Annotated in this window: 21 protein-coding genes and 2 pseudogenes; 17 read left to right on the top strand and 6 right to left on the bottom strand. The window is 68.7% G+C overall.

The features are described from left to right. The first annotated feature begins 5 nt into the window (after positions 1–5). The 4 genes from ACFWAY_RS29650 (at position 6) to ACFWAY_RS29665 (ending at position 3,281) form a co-directional block, all read left to right on the top strand. Positions 6–653: a transcriptional regulator gene (locus ACFWAY_RS29650; RefSeq protein WP_378513102.1), complete on the top strand. Its 648-nt coding sequence runs from the start codon at positions 6–8 to the stop codon at positions 651–653. A gap of 34 nt (positions 654–687) precedes the next feature. After that, positions 688–1,521 carry a hypothetical protein gene (locus ACFWAY_RS29655; RefSeq protein ID WP_378513072.1) on the top strand — a complete coding sequence of 278 codons (834 nt, stop codon included), beginning with the start codon at positions 688–690 and terminating at the stop codon, positions 1,519–1,521. A 160-nt stretch (positions 1,522–1,681) separates the two neighbouring features. Then, positions 1,682–2,260 carry a sigma-70 family RNA polymerase sigma factor gene (locus tag ACFWAY_RS29660; RefSeq protein WP_072945778.1) on the top strand — a complete coding sequence of 193 codons (579 nt, stop codon included), beginning with the start codon at positions 1,682–1,684 and terminating at the stop codon, positions 2,258–2,260. Further along, complete coding sequence (locus tag ACFWAY_RS29665; RefSeq protein WP_378513073.1) at positions 2,244–3,281, top strand: anti-sigma-D factor RsdA; 1,038 nt, start codon at positions 2,244–2,246, stop codon at positions 3,279–3,281. Before ACFWAY_RS29660 ends, ACFWAY_RS29665 begins: the two co-directional genes overlap by 17 nt. Positions 3,282–3,366: 85 nt before the next feature. Here the strand turns inward: ACFWAY_RS29665 and ACFWAY_RS29670 are convergent, their stop codons facing one another. Next, positions 3,367–3,771 carry a DUF5319 domain-containing protein gene (locus tag ACFWAY_RS29670; protein WP_005239778.1) on the bottom strand — a complete coding sequence of 135 codons (405 nt, stop codon included), beginning with the start codon at positions 3,769–3,771 and terminating at the stop codon, positions 3,367–3,369. A 243-nt stretch (positions 3,772–4,014) separates the two neighbouring features. Here ACFWAY_RS29670 and guaB point away from each other — a divergent pair, with 243 nt between their 5' ends. The 4 genes from guaB (at position 4,015) to guaA (ending at position 10,299) form a co-directional block, all read left to right on the top strand. Further along, a complete protein-coding gene (gene guaB, locus ACFWAY_RS29675) occupies positions 4,015–5,538 on the top strand; it encodes an IMP dehydrogenase (RefSeq protein WP_005570999.1) in 1,524 nt (507 codons plus the stop codon). A gap of 33 nt (positions 5,539–5,571) precedes the next feature. Then, complete coding sequence (locus ACFWAY_RS29680; RefSeq protein ID WP_378451998.1) at positions 5,572–6,711, top strand: GuaB3 family IMP dehydrogenase-related protein; 1,140 nt, start codon at positions 5,572–5,574, stop codon at positions 6,709–6,711. 209 nt (positions 6,712–6,920) lie between these two features. Then, complete coding sequence (locus ACFWAY_RS29685; RefSeq protein WP_378513074.1) at positions 6,921–8,663, top strand: GMC family oxidoreductase N-terminal domain-containing protein; 1,743 nt, start codon at positions 6,921–6,923, stop codon at positions 8,661–8,663. Positions 8,664–8,727: 64 nt separating this feature from the next. Then, complete coding sequence (gene guaA, locus ACFWAY_RS29690; RefSeq protein ID WP_378452000.1) at positions 8,728–10,299, top strand: glutamine-hydrolyzing GMP synthase; 1,572 nt, start codon at positions 8,728–8,730, stop codon at positions 10,297–10,299. 59 nt (positions 10,300–10,358) lie between these two features. On the opposite strand, the gene ACFWAY_RS29695 is transcribed toward guaA, so the two are convergent. Together ACFWAY_RS29695 and ACFWAY_RS29700 are read right to left on the bottom strand one after the other, a co-directional pair. Continuing rightward, positions 10,359–10,586, bottom strand: a complete 228-nt coding sequence (locus ACFWAY_RS29695) for a hypothetical protein (RefSeq protein WP_378452001.1) — start codon at positions 10,584–10,586, stop codon at positions 10,359–10,361. After that, positions 10,579–12,036 (bottom strand): PspC domain-containing protein, encoded by a 1,458-nt coding sequence (locus tag ACFWAY_RS29700; protein WP_378513075.1) that lies wholly within the window; start codon positions 12,034–12,036, stop codon positions 10,579–10,581. The genes ACFWAY_RS29695 and ACFWAY_RS29700 overlap by 8 nt, the downstream gene beginning before the upstream one ends. A gap of 68 nt (positions 12,037–12,104) precedes the next feature. Here ACFWAY_RS29700 and ACFWAY_RS29705 point away from each other — a divergent pair, with 68 nt between their 5' ends. Both ACFWAY_RS29705 and ACFWAY_RS29710 read left to right on the top strand, forming a co-directional pair. Beyond that, positions 12,105–13,487, top strand: coding sequence for a PspC domain-containing protein (locus ACFWAY_RS29705; RefSeq protein WP_378452003.1), 1,383 nt, complete (start codon positions 12,105–12,107; stop codon positions 13,485–13,487). Between the two features lie 215 nt (positions 13,488–13,702). Next, positions 13,703–13,807 (top strand): annotated as a pseudogene (locus ACFWAY_RS29710) (hypothetical protein); the annotation flags it as partial. A 161-nt stretch (positions 13,808–13,968) separates the two neighbouring features. Here the strand turns inward: ACFWAY_RS29710 and ACFWAY_RS29715 are convergent. Beyond that, positions 13,969–15,773: pseudogene (locus ACFWAY_RS29715) on the bottom strand (zinc ribbon domain-containing protein). A gap of 74 nt (positions 15,774–15,847) precedes the next feature. Continuing rightward, complete coding sequence (locus ACFWAY_RS29720) at positions 15,848–16,123, bottom strand: hypothetical protein (protein ID WP_378513076.1); 276 nt, start codon at positions 16,121–16,123, stop codon at positions 15,848–15,850. A gap of 443 nt (positions 16,124–16,566) precedes the next feature. Here ACFWAY_RS29720 and ACFWAY_RS29725 point away from each other — a divergent pair, with 443 nt between their 5' ends. The 3 genes from ACFWAY_RS29725 (at position 16,567) to ACFWAY_RS29735 (ending at position 17,862) form a co-directional block, all read left to right on the top strand. Beyond that, positions 16,567–16,725: a hypothetical protein gene (locus ACFWAY_RS29725; RefSeq protein ID WP_378513077.1), complete on the top strand. Its 159-nt coding sequence runs from the start codon at positions 16,567–16,569 to the stop codon at positions 16,723–16,725. A 97-nt stretch (positions 16,726–16,822) separates the two neighbouring features. Next, positions 16,823–17,164 (top strand): RDD family protein, encoded by a 342-nt coding sequence (locus tag ACFWAY_RS29730; protein ID WP_378513078.1) that lies wholly within the window; start codon positions 16,823–16,825, stop codon positions 17,162–17,164. A 38-nt stretch (positions 17,165–17,202) separates the two neighbouring features. Continuing rightward, positions 17,203–17,862 carry a response regulator transcription factor gene (locus ACFWAY_RS29735; RefSeq protein ID WP_015889975.1) on the top strand — a complete coding sequence of 220 codons (660 nt, stop codon included), beginning with the start codon at positions 17,203–17,205 and terminating at the stop codon, positions 17,860–17,862. A gap of 12 nt (positions 17,863–17,874) precedes the next feature. Here ACFWAY_RS29735 and ACFWAY_RS29740 read toward each other — a convergent pair whose 3' ends face one another. Further along, positions 17,875–19,086, bottom strand: a complete 1,212-nt coding sequence (locus tag ACFWAY_RS29740) for a serine/threonine-protein kinase (protein WP_037244821.1) — start codon at positions 19,084–19,086, stop codon at positions 17,875–17,877. A 211-nt stretch (positions 19,087–19,297) separates the two neighbouring features. Here ACFWAY_RS29740 and ACFWAY_RS29745 point away from each other — a divergent pair, with 211 nt between their 5' ends. The 4 genes from ACFWAY_RS29745 to ACFWAY_RS29760 all read left to right on the top strand — a co-directional run bounded on the left by ACFWAY_RS29745 (position 19,298) and on the right by ACFWAY_RS29760 (position 22,810). Then, positions 19,298–20,137 carry a hypothetical protein gene (locus ACFWAY_RS29745; protein ID WP_378452079.1) on the top strand — a complete coding sequence of 280 codons (840 nt, stop codon included), beginning with the start codon at positions 19,298–19,300 and terminating at the stop codon, positions 20,135–20,137. Beyond that, complete coding sequence (locus ACFWAY_RS29750) at positions 20,134–21,687, top strand: DNA polymerase Y family protein (protein WP_378513079.1); 1,554 nt, start codon at positions 20,134–20,136, stop codon at positions 21,685–21,687. The genes ACFWAY_RS29745 and ACFWAY_RS29750 overlap by 4 nt, the downstream gene beginning before the upstream one ends. Beyond that, on the top strand, positions 21,680–22,282 hold the full coding sequence (locus tag ACFWAY_RS29755; RefSeq protein ID WP_378513080.1) for a dihydrofolate reductase family protein: 603 nt from the start codon (positions 21,680–21,682) through the stop codon (positions 22,280–22,282). Before ACFWAY_RS29750 ends, ACFWAY_RS29755 begins: the two co-directional genes overlap by 8 nt. A 144-nt stretch (positions 22,283–22,426) precedes the next feature. Continuing rightward, complete coding sequence (locus ACFWAY_RS29760; RefSeq protein ID WP_378513081.1) at positions 22,427–22,810, top strand: VOC family protein; 384 nt, start codon at positions 22,427–22,429, stop codon at positions 22,808–22,810. Positions 22,811–22,815 lie beyond the last annotated feature (5 nt).

Raw genomic sequence — 22,815 nt, forward strand, 5'->3', positions numbered from 1 at the left:
ACCTTTTGTCATCCTTTTCCGGCCTCGGCGGCGCCGAGGCTTCCGTCCGGAATTTGTCGGGTGCGTTGCTGGCGCGAGACGTCGTGACAATCCGGCGGATCGTCGTGCGGGCCGTCGCAGAGCGGGGCTTCAGCGCCATGTGGTCGACTCTGGTCGTTCCGGTGCTCGAGTGGGCGGACGAGGGGAGGAATTCGGACGCCGCCGCTGCGAGTGTCCGGGTCTTCGCCGAATGCGTCGCAGGGATTCTGTCCACGATGACGCTGGATGCGCCGATCGGCGGCGGTGGCCGTGTCCTGCTCGTGCACGTGCCGGCGGACCCGCACGAGGCGGTTCCCGCCGACCCGTACGGCCTCGAATTCCGGGCCCTGGGTGCCGCCCTGGCCACGGCCTCGGTGGACACGCGGATGGCGCTGCCACTGTGCCGGTCGGCCCTCCTCGCCGCCGTGACCAACGCCGAGCCGGACGTGATCGTCCTGTGGTTGCCCGCCGCCGGATGCGACCTTCCGTCTCTCCTGCGGGCGATCCGCCGCCGGCGCACAGGACTGACGATGCTCGCGGGCGGCCCCGGATGCCGGACACAGTCACTGCCCCGGTCGATAGCGGTGCTGGGCGCGCTGGACGAGGCAGTGGACGCCGTCACCGCGGTCACCTGACCGCAGAGCGGCCGGACGATGCGATGATCTCGGCGTGCCCGACTCCAGTCTCCGTTCCGACGCCACGAATTCGTTGATCCGCGCGGCTTTCGGCGCCGACCCGGGCGCGTCCCCGCTGCCGGCGTCCGACATTCCCGTCGACCGCTGGATGCGAGCGGTGGCGTGGGGCGCCCAGGGGCACTACGCCCGATCCCGCACAGAACTGGATGCACTGACGCGCGGAGGGGCGGCCGAACCCGCGGTCGTCTCGCTCGCCTGGAGCACGCAGGCGTCGTTGCTGAGGCAGCTCGGCCGGCACGCCGTGGCGTCCGGGTTCGACGGCCGGGCTCTCGCCGTCGTCGGGACGCGTCCCGACGACGAAGACGGCGTCCTGGTTCACGAAGCGCGGTGCGACGCGCTGACGGGGCTCGCCGCCGACGCGCTGGGGTGCGGTCGGCTGGCACTGAGCCGGCGGCTGCTCGACAGGTGCTCCGAGTACCTGGGCGAGCGTGCTCCCGACGAATTGTGGCGACAGCGCGTCCGCAGGCACTGGGTCAGCGCGGAATTGTTTCTCGCGTGCGGAGACTTCGCTTCGGCGCGCCGCCACGCCGAGACCGCGGCGGAAATTTCGGAGGCCGCCGGGTCTGCGCGGCACCACGTCAAATCGGATCTACTGCGGAGTGCGTCGATGACGGGGGAGCCCGATTCCGGTCCGGCGGCACGGCTTGCCGCGGACGTGCTCGACCGGTGCGATCGGTACGGCCTGATACCTCTGAAGTGGGCGGCTGCGATGTTGCTGGGTGGTGTGACATGTGACTCACATGCGGAAGCGGTGCGTGAGGAGTGCGAAGCCGTCATCAGGGCGCGAGGTGGGCGCTTCCGAATCTGACCCCGCTGGTCGGGCGCCATACGGTCGGGTTGCACGCGAATCGGCGCGAATCCGGGCGAATACCGTTCGGTCCGCACCGTTACTCTTGGAGTGTTCCGCTGAGAGCGGGAGCACACCCATCGGGGGAGGTGCCACTGTAACGCCAGGATATTCAGCAACGATGACTAATACGAGCGAGGAGTTGGACTCCGCCGTCGCCGCTGCAACGCAGGGTGACCGGGCCGCTTTAGCTCTGGTCCTGGAAAACATTCGGCCCCTGGTTGTGCGTTACTGCAGAGCCAGGGTCGGTGCTGCGGAGAGAGGACAACTCTCCGCAGACGACGTGGCACAAGAAGTGTGCCTCGCCGTGATGACGGCCTTGCCTCGTTACGAGGATCAAGGCCGGCCGTTCATGGCATTCGTCTACGGGATCGCCGCGCACAAGGTCGCCGACGCGCATCGGAACTCCGCACGTAACAAGTCGGAGCCCGTCGCCGAAGTACCGGATGTCGTAGCCAACGATGACGGACCCGAACAGAGGGCGCTGGACTCGGAAGCGAGCAGGCAGATGAACGAACTGCTGAGCACGCTGCCGGAGAAGCACCGGGAGATCTTGATCCTCCGCCTCGTGGTCGGTATGTCAGCAGAGGAGACGGCTGCGGCCGTGGGTAGTACCGCGGGAGCTGTCCGCGTGGCTCAACACCGAGCCATCGCGAAACTGAAAAAAGAAGTGACAAAGGCAGGTGAGAGGTTTGGCTAGGGGCATCAAGCGCAACGGCAATCCCGATGCCGATCTCCCAGGAGACGACGCACCGGTGGACGTCGCGGCAGTGCGCCGCGACGACGCGCTGATCGACGCGATCGCCGGTGGCGGTCCCGTCGCGACGGATTCGCCGGAGCAATACGAGCTCGCGCTTCTGCTGACCAATTGGCGCGCCGACATCGTCGCGACGCCGATGCCGACCGGGCCGCTGCTCGACGACGTGATCGCGGCCATCGACGCCTCGGACACCCGTTCCGCACGCAGCGCTGCCCGCGGCAAGCTCCGCTTGTTGCGACCCATCGCCGGCGCTGCCGCCGCGATCGCGGTCGTCATGGGTGGTGCCACCATCTTCTCGTACAACGCCGCACCCGGCGATCCGCTGTGGAGTGTCAAGTCGGTCGTGTTCAGCCAGCAGGCCGATTCGACCGTTGCGCAGATCGACACCACCTCACAGCTGCAGGAGGCCGAGCGGCTGATCGCAGCGGGCGACGCGGAGGCGGCGAAGAACATGCTCGCCGGCGCCGCCGGTCGTGCCGACGGGGTACGCGACTCCGACATGCGCAACGAACTCGACGTGTGGCGTGCGAAGCTCGCCGCGGAGGTCGAGAAGATCGCTCCCACCACGCCGCCGGCGACGACGACGCCGGGAACCACCACCACCGGCGCGCCGACACAGGCCACCGAGTTGCCGGCCACCGTGCCGGGGACACCCGGTTCCACGACGCTACCGGGAGTCGGACCGCTGCCGGGCCTGGGCACCCTGCCGCCCACCGATCTGCAGATTCCGGGACTGCCGCCCATTCCGCTGCCGCAGCTGCCTACGCTGCCGGCGCTTCCGCTTCCGCCGGAGACGTTGCCGTCCACGAACCCGGATCCCACGATCATGATGGTTCCGACGCTGCCGTCGGACACTCCGGCCACTCAACCGTCGACCCAGCAGCAGCCGCCGCAGGTGCCTTCGACGGTGCCGCTACCCACCACCACGACCCCGGTCCCGGTGCTGCCGCCCACCAGCTAGCGGTTCGGCGGCCCTCCCGCACAGACCACTGTGGCCCGACACTTCGCGTGTCGGGCCACAGTGGTCTGTATCGGGTTGTGCCGGATCAGGCGTCGAAACCGTCGCCGTGCAGAGCGTCGTTCATCGAGGCGTCCGCGTAGCCGCGGCAGTAGTCCCATGTGACGTACGCCTCGGGTGTCGGGTCGTAGGCGGGCTCGTGCGGGCGCACGGTGCCGTCGACCAGGAGCTGGAGGAGGTTGGCCCGGAGCATGTCCCAATCGTGGTAGTGATCTTGCTGGCAGTCTTCGCAGCAGACGACGAGACCGCGGATCCCGCGATGTGCCAGCAGCGCCTCGTACACGGCGAGGTCGGCCAGATCTTCCTCCACGGCGAGACGCTCGTGGGGGTCGAGTGGTTGGCCCGGTTCGATCGCATCGAGAGCTGCGGACGGGTCGGCGGGGTCGCCGGCGAAGGGGTCCGGGGGCAGACCTGGAGGCAGTTGATCGCGCACAGCACCACGGTACGCAGGTCAGCCCGGTCTGCGCCAGCCGTTCGGCGTAGGCCCAGCGTGGGTGGGCTCCGTGGTGATCGCGTCGAGCCGATATCATGGTTTGTGGAGCTGGGAATATCGATCGTCGCTCCGGCCTTTTTCTTGTATCCGTGTTCCCGAATGTTTCCATCGGATCGAAGATCTGAATGTCCGCAGACGGCGCCACCGGCGCCGCACCTATGTTCCATGGAGGGCCCGAACCGCATGACAAGTTCAGCAGGGCATGTACACACCGGCGGTGACGACCCCAACAAGGTCGCGATGCTGGGTCTCACGTACGACGACGTCCTGCTCTTGCCGGCGGCGTCGAATGTCATCCCCGGCCAGGTCGACACGTCCAGCCAGCTGACCAGGGACATCCGGCTGCGAGTGCCGCTCGTCAGCTCCGCGATGGACACCGTCACCGAGGCGCGGATGGCCATTGCGATGGCCCGTGCCGGTGGGATGGGCGTCCTGCACCGCAACCTGTCGGTCGAGGCTCAGGCCGGGCAGGTGGAGACGGTCAAGCGGTCCGAGGCGGGAATGGTCACCGACCCGGTCACCTGCAAGCCGTCGGACACTCTCGCCGAGGTCGACGCCAAGTGCGCCCGCTTCCGGATCTCCGGACTTCCGGTCACCGACGAGGCCGGGCAGCTCGTCGGCATCATCACCAACCGCGACATGCGCTTCGAGGTCGATCAGAACCGCGCCGTGTCCGAGGTCATGACGAAGGCCCCGCTGATCACGGCGCAGGAGGGTGTCACCGCGGAGGTGGCGCTGGGCCTGCTTCGCCGCCACAAGATCGAGAAGCTGCCGATCGTGGACGGTCAGGGCAAGCTCACCGGCCTCATCACGGTCAAGGACTTCGTGAAGACCGAGCAGCACCCGGACGCCACCAAGGACCGCGACGGCCGGCTTCTCGTCGGTGCCGCCGTGGGTGTGGGCGACGAGGCGTGGAGCCGCGCAATGGCTCTCACCGACGCCGGAGTGGACGTGCTCGTCGTCGACAGCGCCCACGGTCATTCGGCAGGCGTGCTGGACATGATCTCGAAGCTCAAGGCCGAGGTCGACGAGCGCGTGCAGATCATCGGCGGCAACGTCGCGACCCGAAGCGGTGCGGCCGCTCTCATCGAGGCCGGAGTGGACGCGGTCAAGGTCGGTGTCGGTCCCGGCTCCATCTGCACCACCCGCGTCATCGCCGGTGTCGGCGCCCCGCAGATCACCGCGATCCTCGAAGCGGTCGCCGCGGCCAAGCCGCACGGTGTGCCGGTGATCGCCGACGGTGGACTGCAGTTCTCCGGCGACATCGCGAAGGCCCTGGCGGCAGGCGCGTCGACGGCCATGCTCGGCTCGCTGCTCGCAGGCACTGCGGAGTCGCCGGGTGAGCTGATCCTGGTGAACGGCAAGCAGTACAAGAGCTATCGCGGCATGGGTTCCCTCGGCGCGATGCAGAGCCGTGGCGCCGCGAAGTCGTATTCCAAGGACCGCTACTTCCAGGACGACGTGCTGTCCGAGGACAAGCTGGTTCCGGAGGGCATCGAGGGCCGGGTCGCGTTCCGCGGTCCGCTGTCCCAGGTCACGCATCAGCTCACGGGCGGTCTGCGGGCCGCCATGGGCTACACGGGAGCGTCGTCGATCGAGGAGCTGCAGAACGCGCAGTTCGTGCAGATCACCGCTGCGGGTCTGAAGGAGAGCCACCCGCACGACATCACGATGACGGTCGAAGCTCCCAACTACACCGCTCGCTAGCAACCAGTCACGATTCACGAGAAAGGGGCGCGCGTGCGCGACCTCGTTGAGATCGGCATGGGCCGAACAGCCCGACGAACCTATGAGCTGGACGACATCGACATCGTCCCCTCCCGCCGGACCCGCTCCTCCAAGGAGGTGTCGACGTCCTGGCAGCTCGACGCATACCGGTTCGACATTCCTGTGCTGGCGCATCCGACCGACGCGCTGGTGTCGCCGTCGTTCGCGATCGAACTCGGCAAGCGTGGTGGCCTCGGGGTCATCAACGGTGAGGGTCTGTGGGGCCGGCACGCGGACGTCGAGGCGAAGCTCGCCGAACTCGTCGCACTGGCCGAGTCGGACGTCGACGTCGAGGCGCCGATCAAGAAGCTGCAGGAACTGCACGCGGCGCCGTTGCAGCCGGGACTTCTGGCCGCTGCCGTGGCCCAGGTCCGCGATGCAGGGGTCACGACCGCCGTGCGGGTCAGCCCGCAGAACGCCCGGGCGCTCACCCCGCAGTTGCTCGAGGCCGGCATCGACCTGCTGGTCGTGCACGGCACGATCATCTCCGCCGAGCACGTCGCCCACGGCGACAGCGAGCCGCTGAACCTCAAGACGTTCATCTCCGAGCTCGACGTCCCCGTCGTGGCCGGTGGGGTGAGCGATCACCGCACCGCACTGCACCTGATGCGGACCGGCGCGGCCGGTGTGATCGTCGGATACGGCTCCACCGAGGGTGCCACGACTACCGGTGAGGTGCTGGGCATCGGTCTTCCGATGGCCACGGCCATCGCCGACGCCGCTGCTGCCCGCCGCGACTACCTCGACGAGACGGGCGGACGCTACGTCCACGTCATCGCGGACGGCAACATCACGTCTTCGGGCGACCTCGCCAAGGCGATCGCCTGTGGCGCGGACGCCGCAGTCCTGGGCGCACCGCTGGCCGTTGCCGCGGAGGCTCCCGGCGGCGGCTGGTACTGGCCGTCGGCCGCGGCGCACCCCTCGGTCCCGCGCGGCACGATGCTGCCGGTCTCGTTCGGTGACCGGCCGTCGCTCGACCGGGTCCTCACGGGTCCGTCCGACGACCCGTTCGGTTCGCTGAACTTCGTCGGCGGGCTGCGCCGTTCTATGGCGAAGTCGGGGTACTCGGATCTGAAGGAATTCCAGAAGGTGGGCCTGACGGTCCGCGCCTGAGGCGACTGTTCGCCACCGCTTCTCTCGTCGCCCAATGTCACATCGGTGCAGTTCAACTGCACTGGTGAGGCATTGGGCGACGAGCCTTTGCGGGTATCTCGACCGTTCCTGATACCTATCGTTACAGTTAGGTGACCCTTGTGGCAGCTGTCACAGCTGAGGGGTGCATACTGGCGAGTAATAACTCAGGTTTCGTTGGAGGTCGAGTGATGAGCAAGCAGCGCGCAACGGAGTACGACGTCCTCATCGTCGGTTCCGGATTCGGTGGCAGTGTCACCGCACTCCGATTGGTCGAGAAGGGCTACAAGGTCGGCATCCTCGAGGCCGGCCGTCGCTACGCCGACGCGGACTTCGCGAAGACCAGCTGGGATCTCAAGAAGTTCCTGTGGGCGCCCGCGCTCGGTTTCTTCGGCATCCAGCGCGTCCACCTGCTGCGCGACTGCCTCATCCTCGCCGGCGCCGGCGTCGGTGGCGGTTCGCTCAACTACGCGAACACGCTCTACAAGCCGCCCGCGTCCTTCTTCCAGGACAAGCAGTGGTCGGACATCACCGACTGGCACGACGAGCTCACGCCGTACTACGAGCAGGCCCGCAAGATGCTGGGCGTCGTCCAGAACCCGCACATGACGCCCGCCGACGAGATCATCAAGTCGGTCGCGGAGGACATGGGCGTGGGCGACACGTTCATCCAGACCCCGGTCGGTGTCTTCTTCGGTGAAGCGGGCAAGACCGTGCCCGACCCGTACTTCGGCGGCGTCGGCCCCGACCGCACCGGATGCATCGAATGCGGCGAATGCATGACCGGGTGCCGGCACGGCGCCAAGAACACCCTGCTCAAGAATTACCTGGGTCTCGCGGAGAAGGCCGGCGCCGAGATCATCCCGATGACGACGGTCACCGGTCTGCGCGAGGCATCCGACGGCACCTGGGACGTCTTCACCCGGCGCAGCGGGCCGCGGAAGAACCGGAATCGCAAGACGTACACGGCCGCGAACGTTGTCCTGGCCGCGGGAACGTGGGGCACCCAGCATCTGCTGTTCGACCAGAAGGAGACGGGCGCGCTGCCCAAGATCTCCGACCGCCTGGGTGTACTCACCCGCACCAATTCGGAGTCGATCCTCGGCGCCGCCAAGAACAAGGTGGACCCCGCTCTCGAGCTCACGAAAGGCGTCGCCATCACGTCGTCGTTCCACCCGACGTCAGACACCCACGTCGAGCCGGTGCGGTACGGCAAGGGATCGAACTCGATGGCGCTGCTACAGACGCTGCTGACCGACGGCGGCGGCCGGCGGTGGATGACGTTCCTGAAGGAACTGGCGAAGGATCCGACGGCTCTGAAGGTCCTCACCCCGTACAAGTGGAGCGAGCGCACCATCATCGCGCTGGTGATGCAGAACCTCGACAACTCCATCACCACATATACGAAGAAGGGCCTGTTCGGTCGGCGCAAGGTCACCAGCAAGCAGGGCCACGGCCAGCCGAACCCGAGCTGGATCCCGGCAGGCAACGAGGCGACCCGCCGGATCGCGGAGAAGATCGACGGTCGCGCCGGCGGCACCTGGGGAGACGTGTTCAACATCCCGCTCACCGCGCACTTCCTCGGCGGCTGCACGATCGCGTCGGAACCGTCGCAGGGCGTCATCGACCCGTACCACCGCGTGTGGGGTTACCCGACGCTGAGCGTGGTCGACGGTTCGGCCGTCTCCGCGAACCTGGGCGTCAACCCGTCGCTGACGATCTCGGCGCAGGCCGAGCGTGCGGCCTCGCTGTGGCCGAACAAGGGCGAGAAGGACCTGCGTCCGGCGCAGGGGGAGGGATACCGGCGCCTGAACCCGGTCGCGCCGATTACACCGGTCGTCCCGGAAGGAGCGCCCGCCGCGCTGGTGCTGCCGATCGTCGAGATCCGTAACAGCTCCGTGGTGCCCGACCCGCAGAAGCACGGCGTTGCATAGGGCCGGAGATGGCCAGGTCATGGGGTCGCGCAGACCACAGAGCTGCGGCGATTAGACTGACCGGGTGGCAGATATCGAGCAACAGAGACCGGTCCTCGTCGTCGACTTCGGCGCGCAGTACGCGCAGCTGATCGCCCGGCGGGTGCGCGAGGCCAAGGTCTATTCCGAGGTGGTTCCGCACACCGCGACCGTCCAGGAGATCGCGGCCAAGAATCCCCTCGCCGTGGTGCTGTCGGGCGGGCCGTCGAGCGTCTACGCCGACGGGGCGCCCCAGCTCGATCCGGCACTGTTCGATCTGGACATTCCGGTGTTCGGCATCTGCTACGGATTCCAGGCCATGGCCGGCGCACTCGGCGGGACGGTGGCACACACCGGCACCCGTGAGTACGGCCGCACCGACCTGAAAGTGCAGGGCGGTCTGCTGCACGAGGGGCTGCCGTCCAGCCAGCCGGTGTGGATGAGTCACGGCGACGCGGTCACCGAGGCCCCGGCGGGCTTCGAGGTGACGGCCACGAGCGAGGGCGCACCCGTCGCCGCGTTCGAGGACCGGGCCCGCAAGCTGGCCGGTGTGCAGTATCACCCGGAGGTGCTGCACTCGCCGCACGGCCAGCAGGTGCTCAGCCGGTTCCTCCACGAGATCGCCGGCATTCCTCCCGCGTGGACGGCCGCGAACATCGCCGACGCCCTCATCGAGCAGGTCCGCGAGCAGGTCGGCGACGGCAAGGCGATCTGCGGACTCTCGGGCGGTGTCGACTCCGCTGTCGCGGCGGCGCTCGTGCAGCGCGCCATCGGCGACAACCTGACGTGTGTGTTCGTCGACCACGGTCTGATGCGTGCGGGCGAACGTGCCCAGGTCGAACAGGATTTCGTTGCCGCCACCGGCGCCAAGCTGATCACGGTCGACGCCGCCGACACCTTCATCGGTGAGTTGGCCGGGGTGTCCGACCCGGAGACCAAGCGCAAGATCATCGGCCGCGAGTTCATCCGCAGCTTCGAGGGCGCGGTCAGTGACGTGCTGGGCGAGAACGCCGCGCACGGCGACACGGTCGAGTTCCTCGTGCAGGGCACGCTGTACCCGGACGTGGTGGAATCCGGCGGCGGTACCGGCACGGCCAACATCAAGAGCCACCACAACGTCGGCGGACTGCCGGAAGACCTGCAGTTCACGCTCGTGGAACCGCTCCGCCTGCTGTTCAAGGACGAGGTCCGGGCGGTGGGACGCGAGCTGGGTCTGCCCGAGGAAATCGTGGGACGCCAGCCGTTCCCCGGGCCCGGGCTCGGCATCCGCATCATCGGCGAGGTCACCCAGGACCGGCTCGAGATCCTGCGTCACGCGGATTCCATTGCGCGCGAAGAGCTGACGGCCGCCGGGCTCGACGGTCAGATCTGGCAGTGCCCGGTGGTGCTGCTCGCCGACGTCCGCAGCGTCGGCGTGCAGGGGGACGGACGCACCTACGGTCACCCGATCGTGCTCCGCCCGGTGTCCAGCGAGGACGCGATGACCGCGGACTGGACGCGACTGCCCTACGACGTTCTCGAGCGGATCTCCACCCGGATCACCAACGAGGTGCACGACGTCAACCGTGTCGTGCTGGACATCACGAGCAAGCCGCCGGGCACCATCGAGTGGGAGTGACGCACTGTGCGCGTGAGCGAGTCCTCGGACTCGCTCACCGCGCACTTGCGCTCGAGCCCCTATTTACGCCGGTTCGGTGCGAACACGAGCACGACGCCGACCAGCACCGCGACCAGCACGAACAGCCAGCGGAACTCGACGTTCGCGAGCGGTTCCAGTGAGAACGGCCCCGCGAGCGCCCAGCCGCTCACCAGGAGTGCTGCCAATCCTGCGAGGAGCAGTAGCGGCGACGGGCGTTTCCGCGTCCGGGTCTGCTCGCTGTCCTGAGTGTCGTCGATGTCATCCACGGCGCACCTCCATACTTCCGAATCGAACATCGGCATTGAGGGTCAGGATGGGACCGTCCGTACCGTCGACGCCGCCGTCGAGACCGTCCCGGAGGCACTGCGCGTCGCCGAACTGGGCGGTGCAATGGTTCTCGACGTTCATGCCTGGCGGCAGGAGCACCACGACCTCACCGAACTGCCCGCTGACGTCGACCGTCTTGTCCTCGGTGAGAGTGACGTTCCGGAGGTCGAGCGTGAAGCTGCCGAATCCGCCGGAGTAGGCGGGCTCGATGGCGGCCGCTGTCGCCGGGTTCCAGGTCCGATCGCCCATGTTCTCGCTGTTCAAGTCGAGGGACCCGATGATCGAGGCGAGGATCACGAAACCGATCAGCGGGCCGGCGACAACGAGAAGTCCGTAGCCCTTGCGCAGGAATCCGCCGATCAGCAGCCCCACTCCGATGACGGCGAGCGCGACGGCGCCGATGCGACCGGGGTTCAACCAGTCGGATCCGGTGGCGACCGACAACGCCGTCGCCGCCGCGGCCGCGAGGATGGCCAACCCGATCACCATGGTGGTCAGGCGGGAGTGGGTGCGCTCCGGTTGTACTGCGGGAGTGGTGGTCCTGGCCGGTTCGGGCAGGTCCCACGCGAACGGGGCGACCCCGAGCGGGTCCCACGCCGGCGGTCGCGGTTCGAGCGGCGCGAACGGGGCCGAGGGTGCGTCGACCTGCGGTCCGGAGGTCGGGGACTTCTCGAACGACACCGGATCGGTCTGGGCGGCAGCACTTTCGGGCTTCAGTGCCTCGGTCGGCGCGTCGGTCTGCTGCTCGTCCGAGGTGGGAGGCGTGCTCGGCGTGTAGGAGTCGGGAAGCTTCGTGTACGGACCGTACGCACCCGGACCGTACGTGCCCGGGCCGAACGGGTTGGCGCCGAACTGACCTGGCGAGAAACTCGTCCCGGGATAGCCGGTCCCGACACCCGGGGCAACGGCCCCGGCGGGCAACGGCGGAGGTATCGGCTGCCGCTGGTACAGCAGCCACAGCCCGCCGAGCATCAGCGCCATGCTGATCAGCCCGGAGCCGCCGAGGCCGACGCCGAAGGGGCCGACGGTGCTCAGCGCGATGGCCAGTGCGACGAGAAGGACGATGGTCTTGGTGCCCGAGTCGGAGCTGTGACCGCGTCCTACCAGCGACTCCGCGGGGGAGGCCGGGTCACCCGACTTCGTGAGGGCGAGCCAGCACGCCAGGTAGAGCAGCACACCGGCGCCACCGAAAATGGTGGACACGACGAAGGCGACTCGTATCAGTACGGGATCGACGCCGTAGCGGTAGCCGATTCCCGCACAGACACCGGCGACGTGACCGCGGCCCGGCAACCGCACCGGCCGGGTCCGCCACAGATCCTGTATCTGCTCTTGGAAGCTCCCATTGCTCATACGACCATCGTTCCGGTCGGCGCGGCGCGCGTACATCGGGAACTACCCTGATCTTTCCGGTCGGGGTGGGCCGGAACGCGTGCCGAAGTCAGGGTTGGACCCTGATGCCGCGGCCCGGGGATCGTGCCAGTATCGAAGATGTGCAACCTGTGTCGAACACGTCCGCGGGCGGTGCCCAGTATGCGGGCGCCGTGACCGCACCGGCCCCGCCCGGCGGCATCCCCATGCCGCGGCTCGAACGCCGGACCGGTGGGCGCATCGTCGGCGGCGTCGCGGGTGGTATCGCCGATCAGCTGGGTGTCGACGTGATGAAGGTGCGGGTCGCGTTCGCCTGTCTCGCCGCGCTCGCCGGCGCGGGCATCGTCGGCTACGGACTGTTGTGGATCTTCACGGCCGCAGGTTCCGACACCGAGAAGCCCAGTGCCTCCGAGCGGCGGAGAGCGTACGGACTGATCGCGATCGGCCTGGCCGGCGCGTCCGCGTTGTCGTGGTTGTTCAGTGGGCGGGTCGGTTCGGTGATCGCACCGATCATCGTGGTGGCGGTCGGCGCGGCCCTGGTGTGGCGTGAATTCGATTCTGAGGGGCCGCGCACAGTCATCGGGCTGCCGCAGCGTCCCACAGTTCTGACGTGGGCTCGGGTGCTCGGCGGCGTGACGTTGATCGTGTCGGGTCTCGGCGTGGTGATCCTCGCGCAGGTCGACTTCGCTGCGCTGCGCTCGTCGCTGCTGGCCGTGGTGGTCACTCTCGTCGGCGCCGGGCTGTTGACCGTTCCCCTGTGGTTGCGGCTGTGGCGCGCGCTGGGCGCGGAGCGTGCCGCCAGGATCCGCAACGACGAGCGTGAGGAAATCGCGTCACACCTGCACGACTCCGTCCTGCAGACCTTGGCGCTGATCCAGAAACAGGCCGACCATCCGCAGGAGGTCGCGCGGCTGGCCCGGGGACAGGAACGGGAACTGCGGAAGTGGTTGTTCGGTGGGGGAGACACCGACCATTCGAGTCTCGCGGAGGCGTTGCGCATCATCGCCGGCGAGGTGGAGGACCACCACGGCGTCACGGTGCGGCCGGTGACGGTGGGCGACGTGGCACTCGATGTCGAGGGCACGGGCGAGGGACTGTCGAAGGAGAGTTTCACGGCGGTACTCGGCGCGACCCGTGAGGCACTGGTCAACGCGGCCAAACACTCCGGTGAGACGGACATCAATCTGTTCGCCGAAGCCGAGCGCGAACAGGTCAGCGTGTTCGTCCGGGACCGCGGCGTCGGATTCGACGTCGACGAGGTGTCCCCGGACCGTCAGGGCCTGGCGAAGTCGATCCGTGGACGGATCGAGCGGCGAGGCGGGCACGTCGACGTGCGGTCCGCACCCGGCAAAGGCACCGAGGTGCGAATCCACATGCCGCGGAACGGCCGGACGTGGGCGGCAGCGGGCGCTGCCGAGGACTCGGACGGTGCCGGCGTCGAGGACGTGCCGTTCAGTCGGGGTGCGTGAGCACCACTTTCGCCGCGTCGGCGCACTGGTGCGCGGTGCCTGCTCGCATGCAGTCCCAATGAAGGGGTAATGTTCGCCGGCGACACGACTGTGGGGGTCGTGTGGTCGCACCGTGCTGCGGCGGGGTGGGACGCGAGATGTCAAGGGGGGATTTCATGTTCGACCGTGAGGGTCTGCGCGTGCGCGAGCACGAGTTGCAGAATCAGATCGATTCGATGCTGGCCACGCTCGACCGGCAGACGCAGGATCTGCACGCCGCTCAGCAGCAGGTGGCGCAGCTGCGGGTGAGTGGGGCGTCGGCGGACGGACTGGTGCAGGTGGTGGTGAACTCGGTGGGCGGCGTGGTGGACGTGCGCCTCGCACCGGATGCGGCCGAGCAGTCGCTGGGGTTCGCCGTCGGGGCGCTGGCCGCTCTCGGATCCAGGCTCAGGAGCACCGCCGACTCGTTCGACGACACCGACCGCGGCACCGCATCCAGCGTCTACGTAGATCTCATACTATTTGCCACTGATGTGGCGGGCGGTGGAGATGTACGTGTGTCACGGCTACTCGCATCACCGTGCGGTGGTGTGGGTTTGACCGTGTCCCACACCGACGCTTGTGGTGCAGGAGCATGCTGTTTCGGAGTCACCCCCAACCGCGGTGTCGCGGTGGGCAGGCTGTGGCGGACCCGGCGATGCCGCGGCCTGCTGGGGGTGGGACCGTGTTTGTCGCGACACCGGCGCACCGGCGCGTGTTCGGCGACCCGGACCGCGGGCAACTGCCCACGCCGCCGGGTGACGTTGTTTCTGCCGAGCAGTACGCGTTTGGCCAGGTTCACCCCGGCGATGTGGTCCCGGTTGCCGCCGACCTCGCAGCGGGGACACCACGCGTTGTGGTAGCCGCCGGGGCGGGCCAGCGGTTCGTCGCAGCCCGGACATTGTGCGGACGATCCCCGGGCCGGCACCGAGACCACGTGATGCCGACCTCTGCGGCGGTATGGGCGAGGGCGGCGACCGCTTGGCGGCGGGCGGACTGCGCGGCCCGATTGTTGTTGACCCGCCCGTGTCCGCGGGTCTCGAGGGTGGTGAGATCCTCCACCGCGATCACCTGCGCCTGGGCTGCGTTGGCGTAGTCGGTGACCTGCCGGCCGAAGTGGAACGCCAGTTCCCGGTTGATCTTCCCCCGCTTGATACCCACCGCGGTGCGGTGGGCGTCGAGGACGGCGATCTTCTCCTCCAGCTGGGCGCGAACCTCGGGCGGGGCGGCGGCGGCCAGTCGCGTCAACCGGGCAGCCTTGCGGTGCAGCAGCTGCCCTTCGGCCTGCAGGCGCGCCAGTTTGATCCCGAGGCCGCGATCGTCGTAGGTCCAGCCCCGGTAGTCCGAGGCAAGCCCGTCCGCGCTGTCGCCGGCGATGGCGGCGGCACCGAGCGTCGACGGAGACCAATCCACCCCCACCGCCACGGTGGCCGAGTCCAGGTCATTTGCAGGGACGAGTTCGGTCGCCGCACACCGCCACAGCAGACCCCGGCGATCGAGGACCAGGGTCGGCAGATGCCAGTCGGTGACAGCCCTGCCGTGCAGGTGCGCGGGGATGGCCGCGGTCAGCCGCACCCGCCGCCACTGCGCCCGCCCCGCCGGGGCCGGGCAGGTGGGCAGCTTCACCGTCAACACCAGCTCACGCTCTGTCACGGTGATCTGTGCGAGCTGCCGATCGGCGGCCGACAGCTGGGCCATCGCCGCCATCCGCGGCGGTCCCTGCACCTCGGTGATCCGCAACCGGACGGCCGGTGCCCCGCCGTCGCGGCGGGCGCGTGCGACGAGCTGACGTTGCACGCCCCGAGCGAAGCCAGGCGGCACAGAGTCGCCCGGTTCGGTCGGCGGCGCCACAGCTCCCGTGGCCGGGTCGAACCGGGCCGACAGCGCCGCGATCGCGGCGTCCCGGTATGCCAGGGTCCGCAGGGTGGTCATCACCTGTGCGGTCACCACCCGGGTCACCCGCGACGGCACGTAGAGCCGGTCCGGGTAGGCCGGGTTCCAGCCGAGACGCGCCGCGGCGACATGCCCCTGCGCGGGCAGTCTGCGGTCCTGGCGGTCACGACCGGCCGCGAGGACATCGAACGTCGCCGGTTGCCACAGTCGCGACACCAACTCGTCGCCGGCTGCGGTGATCAGGTCGAGGAGCCACCCCACCCGAGCATCGACGTCGTCGAGGCCGATCGGCTCGCCGGTCGCGTCGTCGACCGCCACATGGGCGCGGGTGGTGAACGCGAACTGCCGCGGCGCGGTCGATCCCGGCCCGGTCATGCCGGGCACAATTCACGATCGCCGAGCACATTCGCGTTCCGAGAAGACCCGCGATCGCCCGAGATGCTCACCAGTTATCCCTTTCCCAGCCGTGCGGCGGCGTCGCTCCGAATCCGGTGTTGATTCTGTTTCGACCGATAGAACCGGCCGGACACCGATGCCAGCCGTTCCATGACGTCATCGATCAACTCCTCCGTCAGCGATGGGCCGCCCTTGTCGCGCAGGGCCTCGACTGTAACGCCGACCTCCGACACGTACCGCTCGATCCACGCCACCGGTGAACCGGGCCAATCGATCTCGCGCACCACCTGCACCATCGTGAACCGGCCGTTGGCCGCGTCGTCAAGCATCCGGCCGCGTCCCGCCCGCCGCTCCCTCAGGCCTGAACCGCGATCCTTGCGGACCCGACACACCTCACCAGTAGCGCTCTCCCGCAATATCTTTTCGGATTGGTCAGCGACGCCTCTTGCCCTGTCGAGCCCGACACCCGGCAATGCAACGACTCGACCCTCGCTGGCGTTGCTCCCACACACTCCGATGCGGGCCTGCCTAGATAGGAGCCGAGGTCCGCGCGGTCAAAGATGTGGTGACCCGAACCGCCGCGCCGAGAAGGCAACCGGCCCTCCCATGCCGCCTTGCACAGCCCAACCACCGACATGCCCAAGTATTCCGCAGCACCAATTCGCACCGGCAGACAGTGGCAGAACCTATTAATTAGTGTTAGATATATCGGCAACAGTTGACAGTTTCGCCGGGCTGTTCTGATGGGCATCGAGGTTCCGGGCAGTGTCCGGTGGCTGGCGGAGAAGGTGGTCGGGACGGACTGGCCCGACGCGGACGAAACGGCAAACTGAGGTTCAGCGACGCCGTCGTCGACGAGGTGCTCGACCGGACCGGACTCGATTACGACATCCGGCGGGCCCGCGACGAGATCGACGGGCGTCTGCCGTGAACGGGGTCGACAGCCTGCAGCGGGTCGGGCCCGCCGGTCACCTACGGCGTGGTGTCGCCCTAGCGCTGGACCTCGTGTTGCACGCGCTCGTCGGGCCGTGGTCGGTATCATCGTCTACGTCGTGCAGACGGCCGGACAGTCGGTGGCGCCGACTGGGGCGGAGGGGACGGCGGGGTTCGCGGTGATACCGGCGTGGCTCGTGTTCTCGTTCGTCCACAGGACCGCGATTCAGGCGCGATTCCATGCGACGTTCGGCAAGTGGATGACGGGTCTCTGCGTCGTGCGGCCGGAGGACGGAACGTGGCCGAGCTTCGGATATCTGGTGAAGGCCTGGTTCCGAAGTGCCGGTGCGGCCCTCCAATCGGATACCGCAACCGACGGGGAAGACGGGATGCCGGCGGTGGTGCGGCGACACAGTGAATCATTCGACAGGCTCTAGAGTGGGTGACACTACCGCCCACGCAAGGAACAGCAGCAGTGACTTTGCCTGAAACACCCCCGTACCGTGTCTTTCTCGTCGATGATCATGCCGTTTTCCGTTCCGGTGTCCGCGCCGAGCTCGGCAGGGAAGCGGACATGGAGGTGGTGGGCGAGGCGGGCGGTGTCGCGGAGGCGGTGTCCGGGATCAACGCCACCTCACCGCACGTCGTGCTGCTCGACGTCCACATGCCCGACGGCGGCGGTGTCGCCGTGCTGCGGGGCATCGAGTCGGGTCCGGTGTGCCTGGCACTGAGTGTGTCCGACGCCGCCGAGGATGTGATCGCCGTGATCCGTGCGGGGGCACGCGGGTACGTCACCAAGACGATCTCGGGTGCGGAACTGGCCGACGGTGTGCGCCGGGTCGCCGGCGGTGACGCCGTGTTCAGTCCGAGGCTCGCGGGTTTCGTGCTGGACTCCTTCACCGGACGGTCCAATGCTCCTGAGCCGCAGCTGGATCCGGAGCTGGATTCGCTGACGCCGCGGGAGCTGGAAGTGCTGCGGCTGCTCGCGCGGGGTTACACGTACCGGGAGATCGCCGAGGAACTGGTGATCTCGGTGAAGACGGTCGAAACGCATGCGTCGAATGTGCTGCGGAAGACGCAGCAGTCCAACCGGAATGCGCTCACGAGGTGGGCGCACCGCCGGCGGATCGACTGACCTCCCGGGGTGTCAGGGCTGCGCGAGGAGGACGATCACGGCCACGAGCACGGCCAGGATCAGGATCGCGACCATGACACCCATGGCGATCGGCGCCCACGCCACCACCTGGTCGCGGACAGTGGGGGCCGGCGAACCGGGAGCGGGTTTCGTCGGGCGCGGCGGCCACTGCAACCGGCCGAGCGGACGCGGCACGTTCTTGAGCGGGGTGCTCTGATGCACGGCGGGCAGACCGGCCTGGGTGGAACTCACGAGTTTGCTGCGCCGGCGTGAGTCGGGCAACGGCGTCGAGCGTTGTGCCCACGCCGGGATGGTGCCGTCTGCGGAATAGACGGGCGAGCCGACGAGGTGCGCGACGTTCCCGTCCCCGGCCATTGCCACCCGGGCCAGGGCGTCGCGGGCCTCGGCCATCGTCGGACGACGTGCCGGGTCGGGTTCGAGCAGGTGCAGCAGCGTGTCGGTGAGCGGTCCGGCCTTACTGGGACGGTAGATCTCGGCCTTCGCGACCCGGTGCAGGAGTGCGATGGAATCGGAGTCGATCCCGAACGGCGGCTGGCCCTCGACGACGGTGTACAGCGTGGAACCGAGCGAGAAGACGTCGCTTGCCTCGGTGGGGTCCTGGCCGCGGGCGACCTCGGGGGAGAAGTACGCGGGGGTGCCGGTGATGACTCCGTTCGTGGTGTCGGCGGAGTCGCCCTTGGCGCGGGCGATACCGAAGTCGCTGATCTTGACGGTGCCGAGTTCCCGGCCGCGGTCGGCGACGAGGATGTTGCCCGGCTTGATGTCCCGGTGCACGATCCCGGCGGCGTGCGCGGCGGTGAGTGCGTCGGCCACCTGCGCGCCGATCTGGGCGACCTCGAGCGGGGGTAGGGTGTCGGCGATGTTCATCGCCTGGGCGAGGCTGCGGGACGGCAGGTACTCCATGACCAGCCACGGCTCGCCCGCCTCGAGTGCGACGTCGTACATCGCGATGGAATGGCTGTGGGCGAGTTTGGCGGCGTTGCGACCTTCCCGCATTGTGCGTTCGCGGACACGGCGGGCCTCGTCGGGGTCGAGTCCGGCCGTCGTGGTGACCTGTTTGATGGCGACGTCGCGGTGCAGCAGGGTGTCCCGTGCGAGCCAGACCGCGCCCATTCCACCGCCGCCCAGTTTGGATCGCAGGCGGTATCTTCCGGCCACCAGGTATTCGGGTCCGATGCCCCTTTCGCTCTGCTCCTGCTCCATCACGCGTTCAGGTTAGAGGATTGCGCGGACACGGGATGCGCGACGGTCCTGACCTGGCCATTCGGGGTCCACTTGACGGGCCTCCACCGACCGGCTTTACTTGAAATGAGTTCGAAAATACGTTCGAATAAAGCGTCTGTTCGAGCCGCGTCTTCCCCGTGGTTGCCGACCGCTGTTGGTGCCGAGTGTCAGGGGTGTCGAGTTGGCTGAAGTGGCCGGCGAGCCGGGGTTTCCGGTGCCGGGGTCTCCCGAGTTGTCCGGGCTGTCCCGGCAGGAGCGTCTGGACTACCTCCGACGACGGATGGCCGCTGTCCCCGCGCGCGGTGAATCGGTGGCGAGCCGCGCCCCGGTGGAGAGTGCGTTCCCCGCGGCGGGCACTTCCGCAGCACCCGATTCCCACGCCGCCGGGGTACTCCCGGTTCCGGCTGCGCTGGCCGAACTCCTTCCCCGGGGTGGGCTGGTGCGCGGTTCGGTGGTGTCGGTGTCGGGTGCCACCTCGCTCCTGCTGGGGTTGGTCGCGTCCGTGACCGCGGGCGGCGGACACGTCGCGGTGATCGGGCATCCCCGGCTCGGGGTGCTGGCAGCGGTCGAGATGGGGGCGCAGCTGGAACGGCTGGCCCTGATCCCCGACCCGGGTGCCGATCCGGTGGAGATCGCGGCGGTGCTGCTGGACGGAATGGATCTGGTGGTGCTCGGACTGGGAGGGGCGTCGGTGGCGCCGTCCCGGGCGCGTGCGGTGGTGGCCCGGGCCCGGAGCAAGGGGTCGACCCTGGTCGTCACGGACGGGCACTGGGACGGCGCGGAGATGCGGCTGGAAGCCCGGGTGCGCGGTTACGCCGGACTGGGCAACGGATCTCAGGACCGGGGATGCGGGCGGTTGCGTTCCCTCAGCCTGGCGGTGTGCGCCAGGGGGCGGTCGTTCCAGCCGCGCACCACCCGGTTGGACGTGCGGTCGGCGCAGGGCCGGGTGGAATGGGTGAGTACTCCGGAACCGGTGGTGTCCCTCGAGGCAGCCCCCTTCCCGGCGCCGGTGGAGGTGGTGGGTCTGTGAGCCGGGTGCTGGCGTTGTGGTGCCCCGACTGGCCTGCGGTCGCGGCGGCAGCCGCCGCGGACCTCCCGCCGACTCATCCGGTGGCGGTGACGTCGGGCAATCGGGTGATCGCCTGCTCGGCGCCGGCTCGCGCGGACGGGGTGCGCAGAGGCCTGCGCCGCCGCGAGTCCCAGGCCCGGTGCCCCCGGTTGCACGTGGTGGCAGCCGATCCCGACCGCGACGCGCGGCTGTTCGAGCCGGTCGCCTCGGCCGTCGACGCGGTGGCGCCCGGTGTCGAGGTGCTGCGGCCCGGTCTGGTGGTGCTGTCCGCTCGCGGCGTCGCCCGGTACTTCGGTTCGGAGGAAGCCGCCGCGGAGCGGTTGGTGGACCAGGTGTCGGCGGTGGGGGTGGAGTGTCAGGTCGGTATCGCCGATCAGCTGTCCACGGCTGTGATCGCCGCGCGCAGAGCAACTCTCGTGCCACCCGGCGAGGGGGCCGCCTTCCTGGAACCGCTCCCGATGCGAGAACTGGCCGCCGAGCCGAGCCTCGCGGCACCTCACCGCGGTGAGCTGGTCGATCTGCTGCACCGGCTCGGGTTGCGCACGATCGGCAGTTTCGCCGCGCTGTCGGCGGGCGATGTGGCCTCGCGGTTCGGAACCGATGCGGTGCTGGCGCATCGGGCCGCGCGGAGTGAGCCGGAGCGTCCCCCGTCGGGGCGGTCGCTGCCTCCCGACCTGGAGGTCGAGGAACGCTGCGATCCCGTCATCGAACGTGTCGACGCCGCAGCCTTCGCGGGTCGTGCGCTGGCGGAGAAACTTCATCGCACTCTGTCGGACGCCGCGGTGGCCTGCACCCGGCTGTCGATCTCGGCGAGCACCGGCAACGGTGAGCAACTGTCCCGGATCTGGAGGTGTGCGGAACCGTTGACCCCGGAGGCGACGGCGGACCGGGTGCGGTGGCAGCTGGACGGGTGGCTGACCGGGCGCAGCGAGAAGCGGCCCACCGCCGGTATCGCCGTCCTGCGGCTCGAACCGGTGGAAGTGGTGGCGGCCGGCGCCCTGCAGCTGGGGCTGTGGGGTGGGGTCGGTGACCAGGATGAGCGGGCCCGGCGGGCTCTGGTGCGGGTGCAGGGCCTGCTCGGCGGGGAAGCCGTGCAGGTGGGGGTCCTCAGCGGTGGGCGGGGCCCGGCGGAGCGCATCACGTTGCTGCCGTTGGGCGACGAGTTGATTCCGCGCAACGATCCGTTGGAGCCGTGGCCGGGCACGTTGCCGGAACCGGCGCCTGCCGCGGTGCTGACCGCATATCCGGAGGTGTGGATGTCGGACGAGCGGGGTATGGCTGTGACGGTCACGGAACGTGGTGTGTTCAGCGCGCCTCCCGCGCGGTTGCGGTGGGGGAGCCGAGAGTGGGCGGTGTGTGGATGGGCCGGACCGTGGCCGGTGGACGAGCGGTGGTGGGACCCTCCGGCCGCCCGGACGGCGGCCCGGGCCCAGGTGCTGCTGGAAGAGTCGCGGGCGCTGCTGGTGATCTGCACGGCAGGCCGCTGGTCGGTGGAGGGAATCTATGAGTGACACAGAGCGGGACGCGCCGCACCGCAGGGTCGTCGTCCAGGAATTGACGAGCCTCGACGGGTTCGTCGCCGGGCGGTCCGGCGAGCTGGACTTCTTCGATGCGGTGCCGGATTACGGTGAGGTGGACCGGTACAACCTGCATCTGCTCGCCGACACGGACCTCGCCCTGCTGGGGCGGAAGACGTATCAGATGTTCTCGGACTACTGGCCCACCGAACAGGCGCAGGGTGAGGTCGTGGCCGAGACCGTCAACTCGATCCCGAAACTCGTGTTCTCCTCGACGCTGGACAGTGCGCCGTGGGGCGATAGGGAGCCGGCGCGGCTGTGGCCGGGCGACGCCGTCGAGCGGGTGCAGCAACTCCGGCAGGAGCCCGGTGGCGACATGATCGTCTGGGGGAGCATCACCCTGGCGCGGGCGCTGCTCGCCGCCGAACGGGTCGACGAAATCCAGTTGCACGTGGTGCCGATCCTTCTGGGGCACGGGCGCAGGCTCCTCGACGAGGACACCGGGATGCATGCGCTGACGTTGCTGGAGTCGAAGGGGTACGACTCCGGGGTCGTCACGTTGCGTTATCGGGTGGGGCGGGCGGCGTAACCCGCCCAGCCGGCCTCCCTTGCGAACCGTCCGTTCGAAATGCTTTGCTGTGCATAGGGTCGCGTGCCGGTGGCGGACAGCGTCAGGCATGGAGGCCGGCCACAGTCGCACGTCGGCTCGTGGCATACTCCGAAAGGGTCGACTGTGACCATTTCTTTCAACCACACCATCGTCGCTGCCAAGAACAAGCAGGAGTCGGCGACGTTCTTCACCGCATTGTTCGGACTGCCGGACGCCGTGCCTGCCGGCCATTTCCTGGCGGTCGCCCTCGATAACGGGGTGTCTCTCGACTTCGCGGAACCGCCGATCGAATTCCAGCCGCAGCACTATGCGTTCCTCGTCGGAGAGGACGACTTCGACCGGATCTACGGTCTGATCGTCGAGTGGGGTCTCGATCACTGGGCGGATCCGCGGCAGACGTTGCCGGGCACTATCAACACCAACGACGGCGGGCGGGGCGTCTACTTCCTCGACCCGTCGGGTCACTATCTGGAGATCATCACCCGCCCGTACGGGTCGGGCGGGTAGTCCGC

It is taken from the genome of Rhodococcus sp. NPDC059968 (assembly GCF_042738615.1).
GTDB lineage: Bacteria > Actinomycetota > Actinomycetes > Mycobacteriales > Mycobacteriaceae > Rhodococcus_F.

Excerpts from the sequence above, each read along its gene's own strand:
- ACFWAY_RS29660 (WP_072945778.1), top strand. The coding sequence starts at position 1,682 with ATGACTAATACGAGCGAGGAGTTGGACTCCGCCGTCGCCGCTGCAACG.
- guaB (WP_005570999.1), top strand. The coding sequence starts at position 4,015 with ATGACAAGTTCAGCAGGGCATGTACACACCGGCGGTGACGACCCCAAC.
- ACFWAY_RS29685 (WP_378513074.1), top strand. The coding sequence starts at position 6,921 with ATGAGCAAGCAGCGCGCAACGGAGTACGACGTCCTCATCGTCGGTTCC.
- ACFWAY_RS29700 (WP_378513075.1), bottom strand. The coding sequence starts at position 12,036 with ATGTACGCGCGCCGCGCCGACCGGAACGATGGTCGTATGAGCAATGGG.
- ACFWAY_RS29705 (WP_378452003.1), top strand. The coding sequence starts at position 12,105 with ATGCCGCGGCCCGGGGATCGTGCCAGTATCGAAGATGTGCAACCTGTG.
- ACFWAY_RS29720 (WP_378513076.1), bottom strand. The coding sequence starts at position 16,123 with ATGCTTGACGACGCGGCCAACGGCCGGTTCACGATGGTGCAGGTGGTG.
- ACFWAY_RS29740 (WP_037244821.1), bottom strand. The coding sequence starts at position 19,086 with ATGGAGCAGGAGCAGAGCGAAAGGGGCATCGGACCCGAATACCTGGTG.
- ACFWAY_RS29755 (WP_378513080.1), top strand. The coding sequence starts at position 21,680 with ATGAGTGACACAGAGCGGGACGCGCCGCACCGCAGGGTCGTCGTCCAG.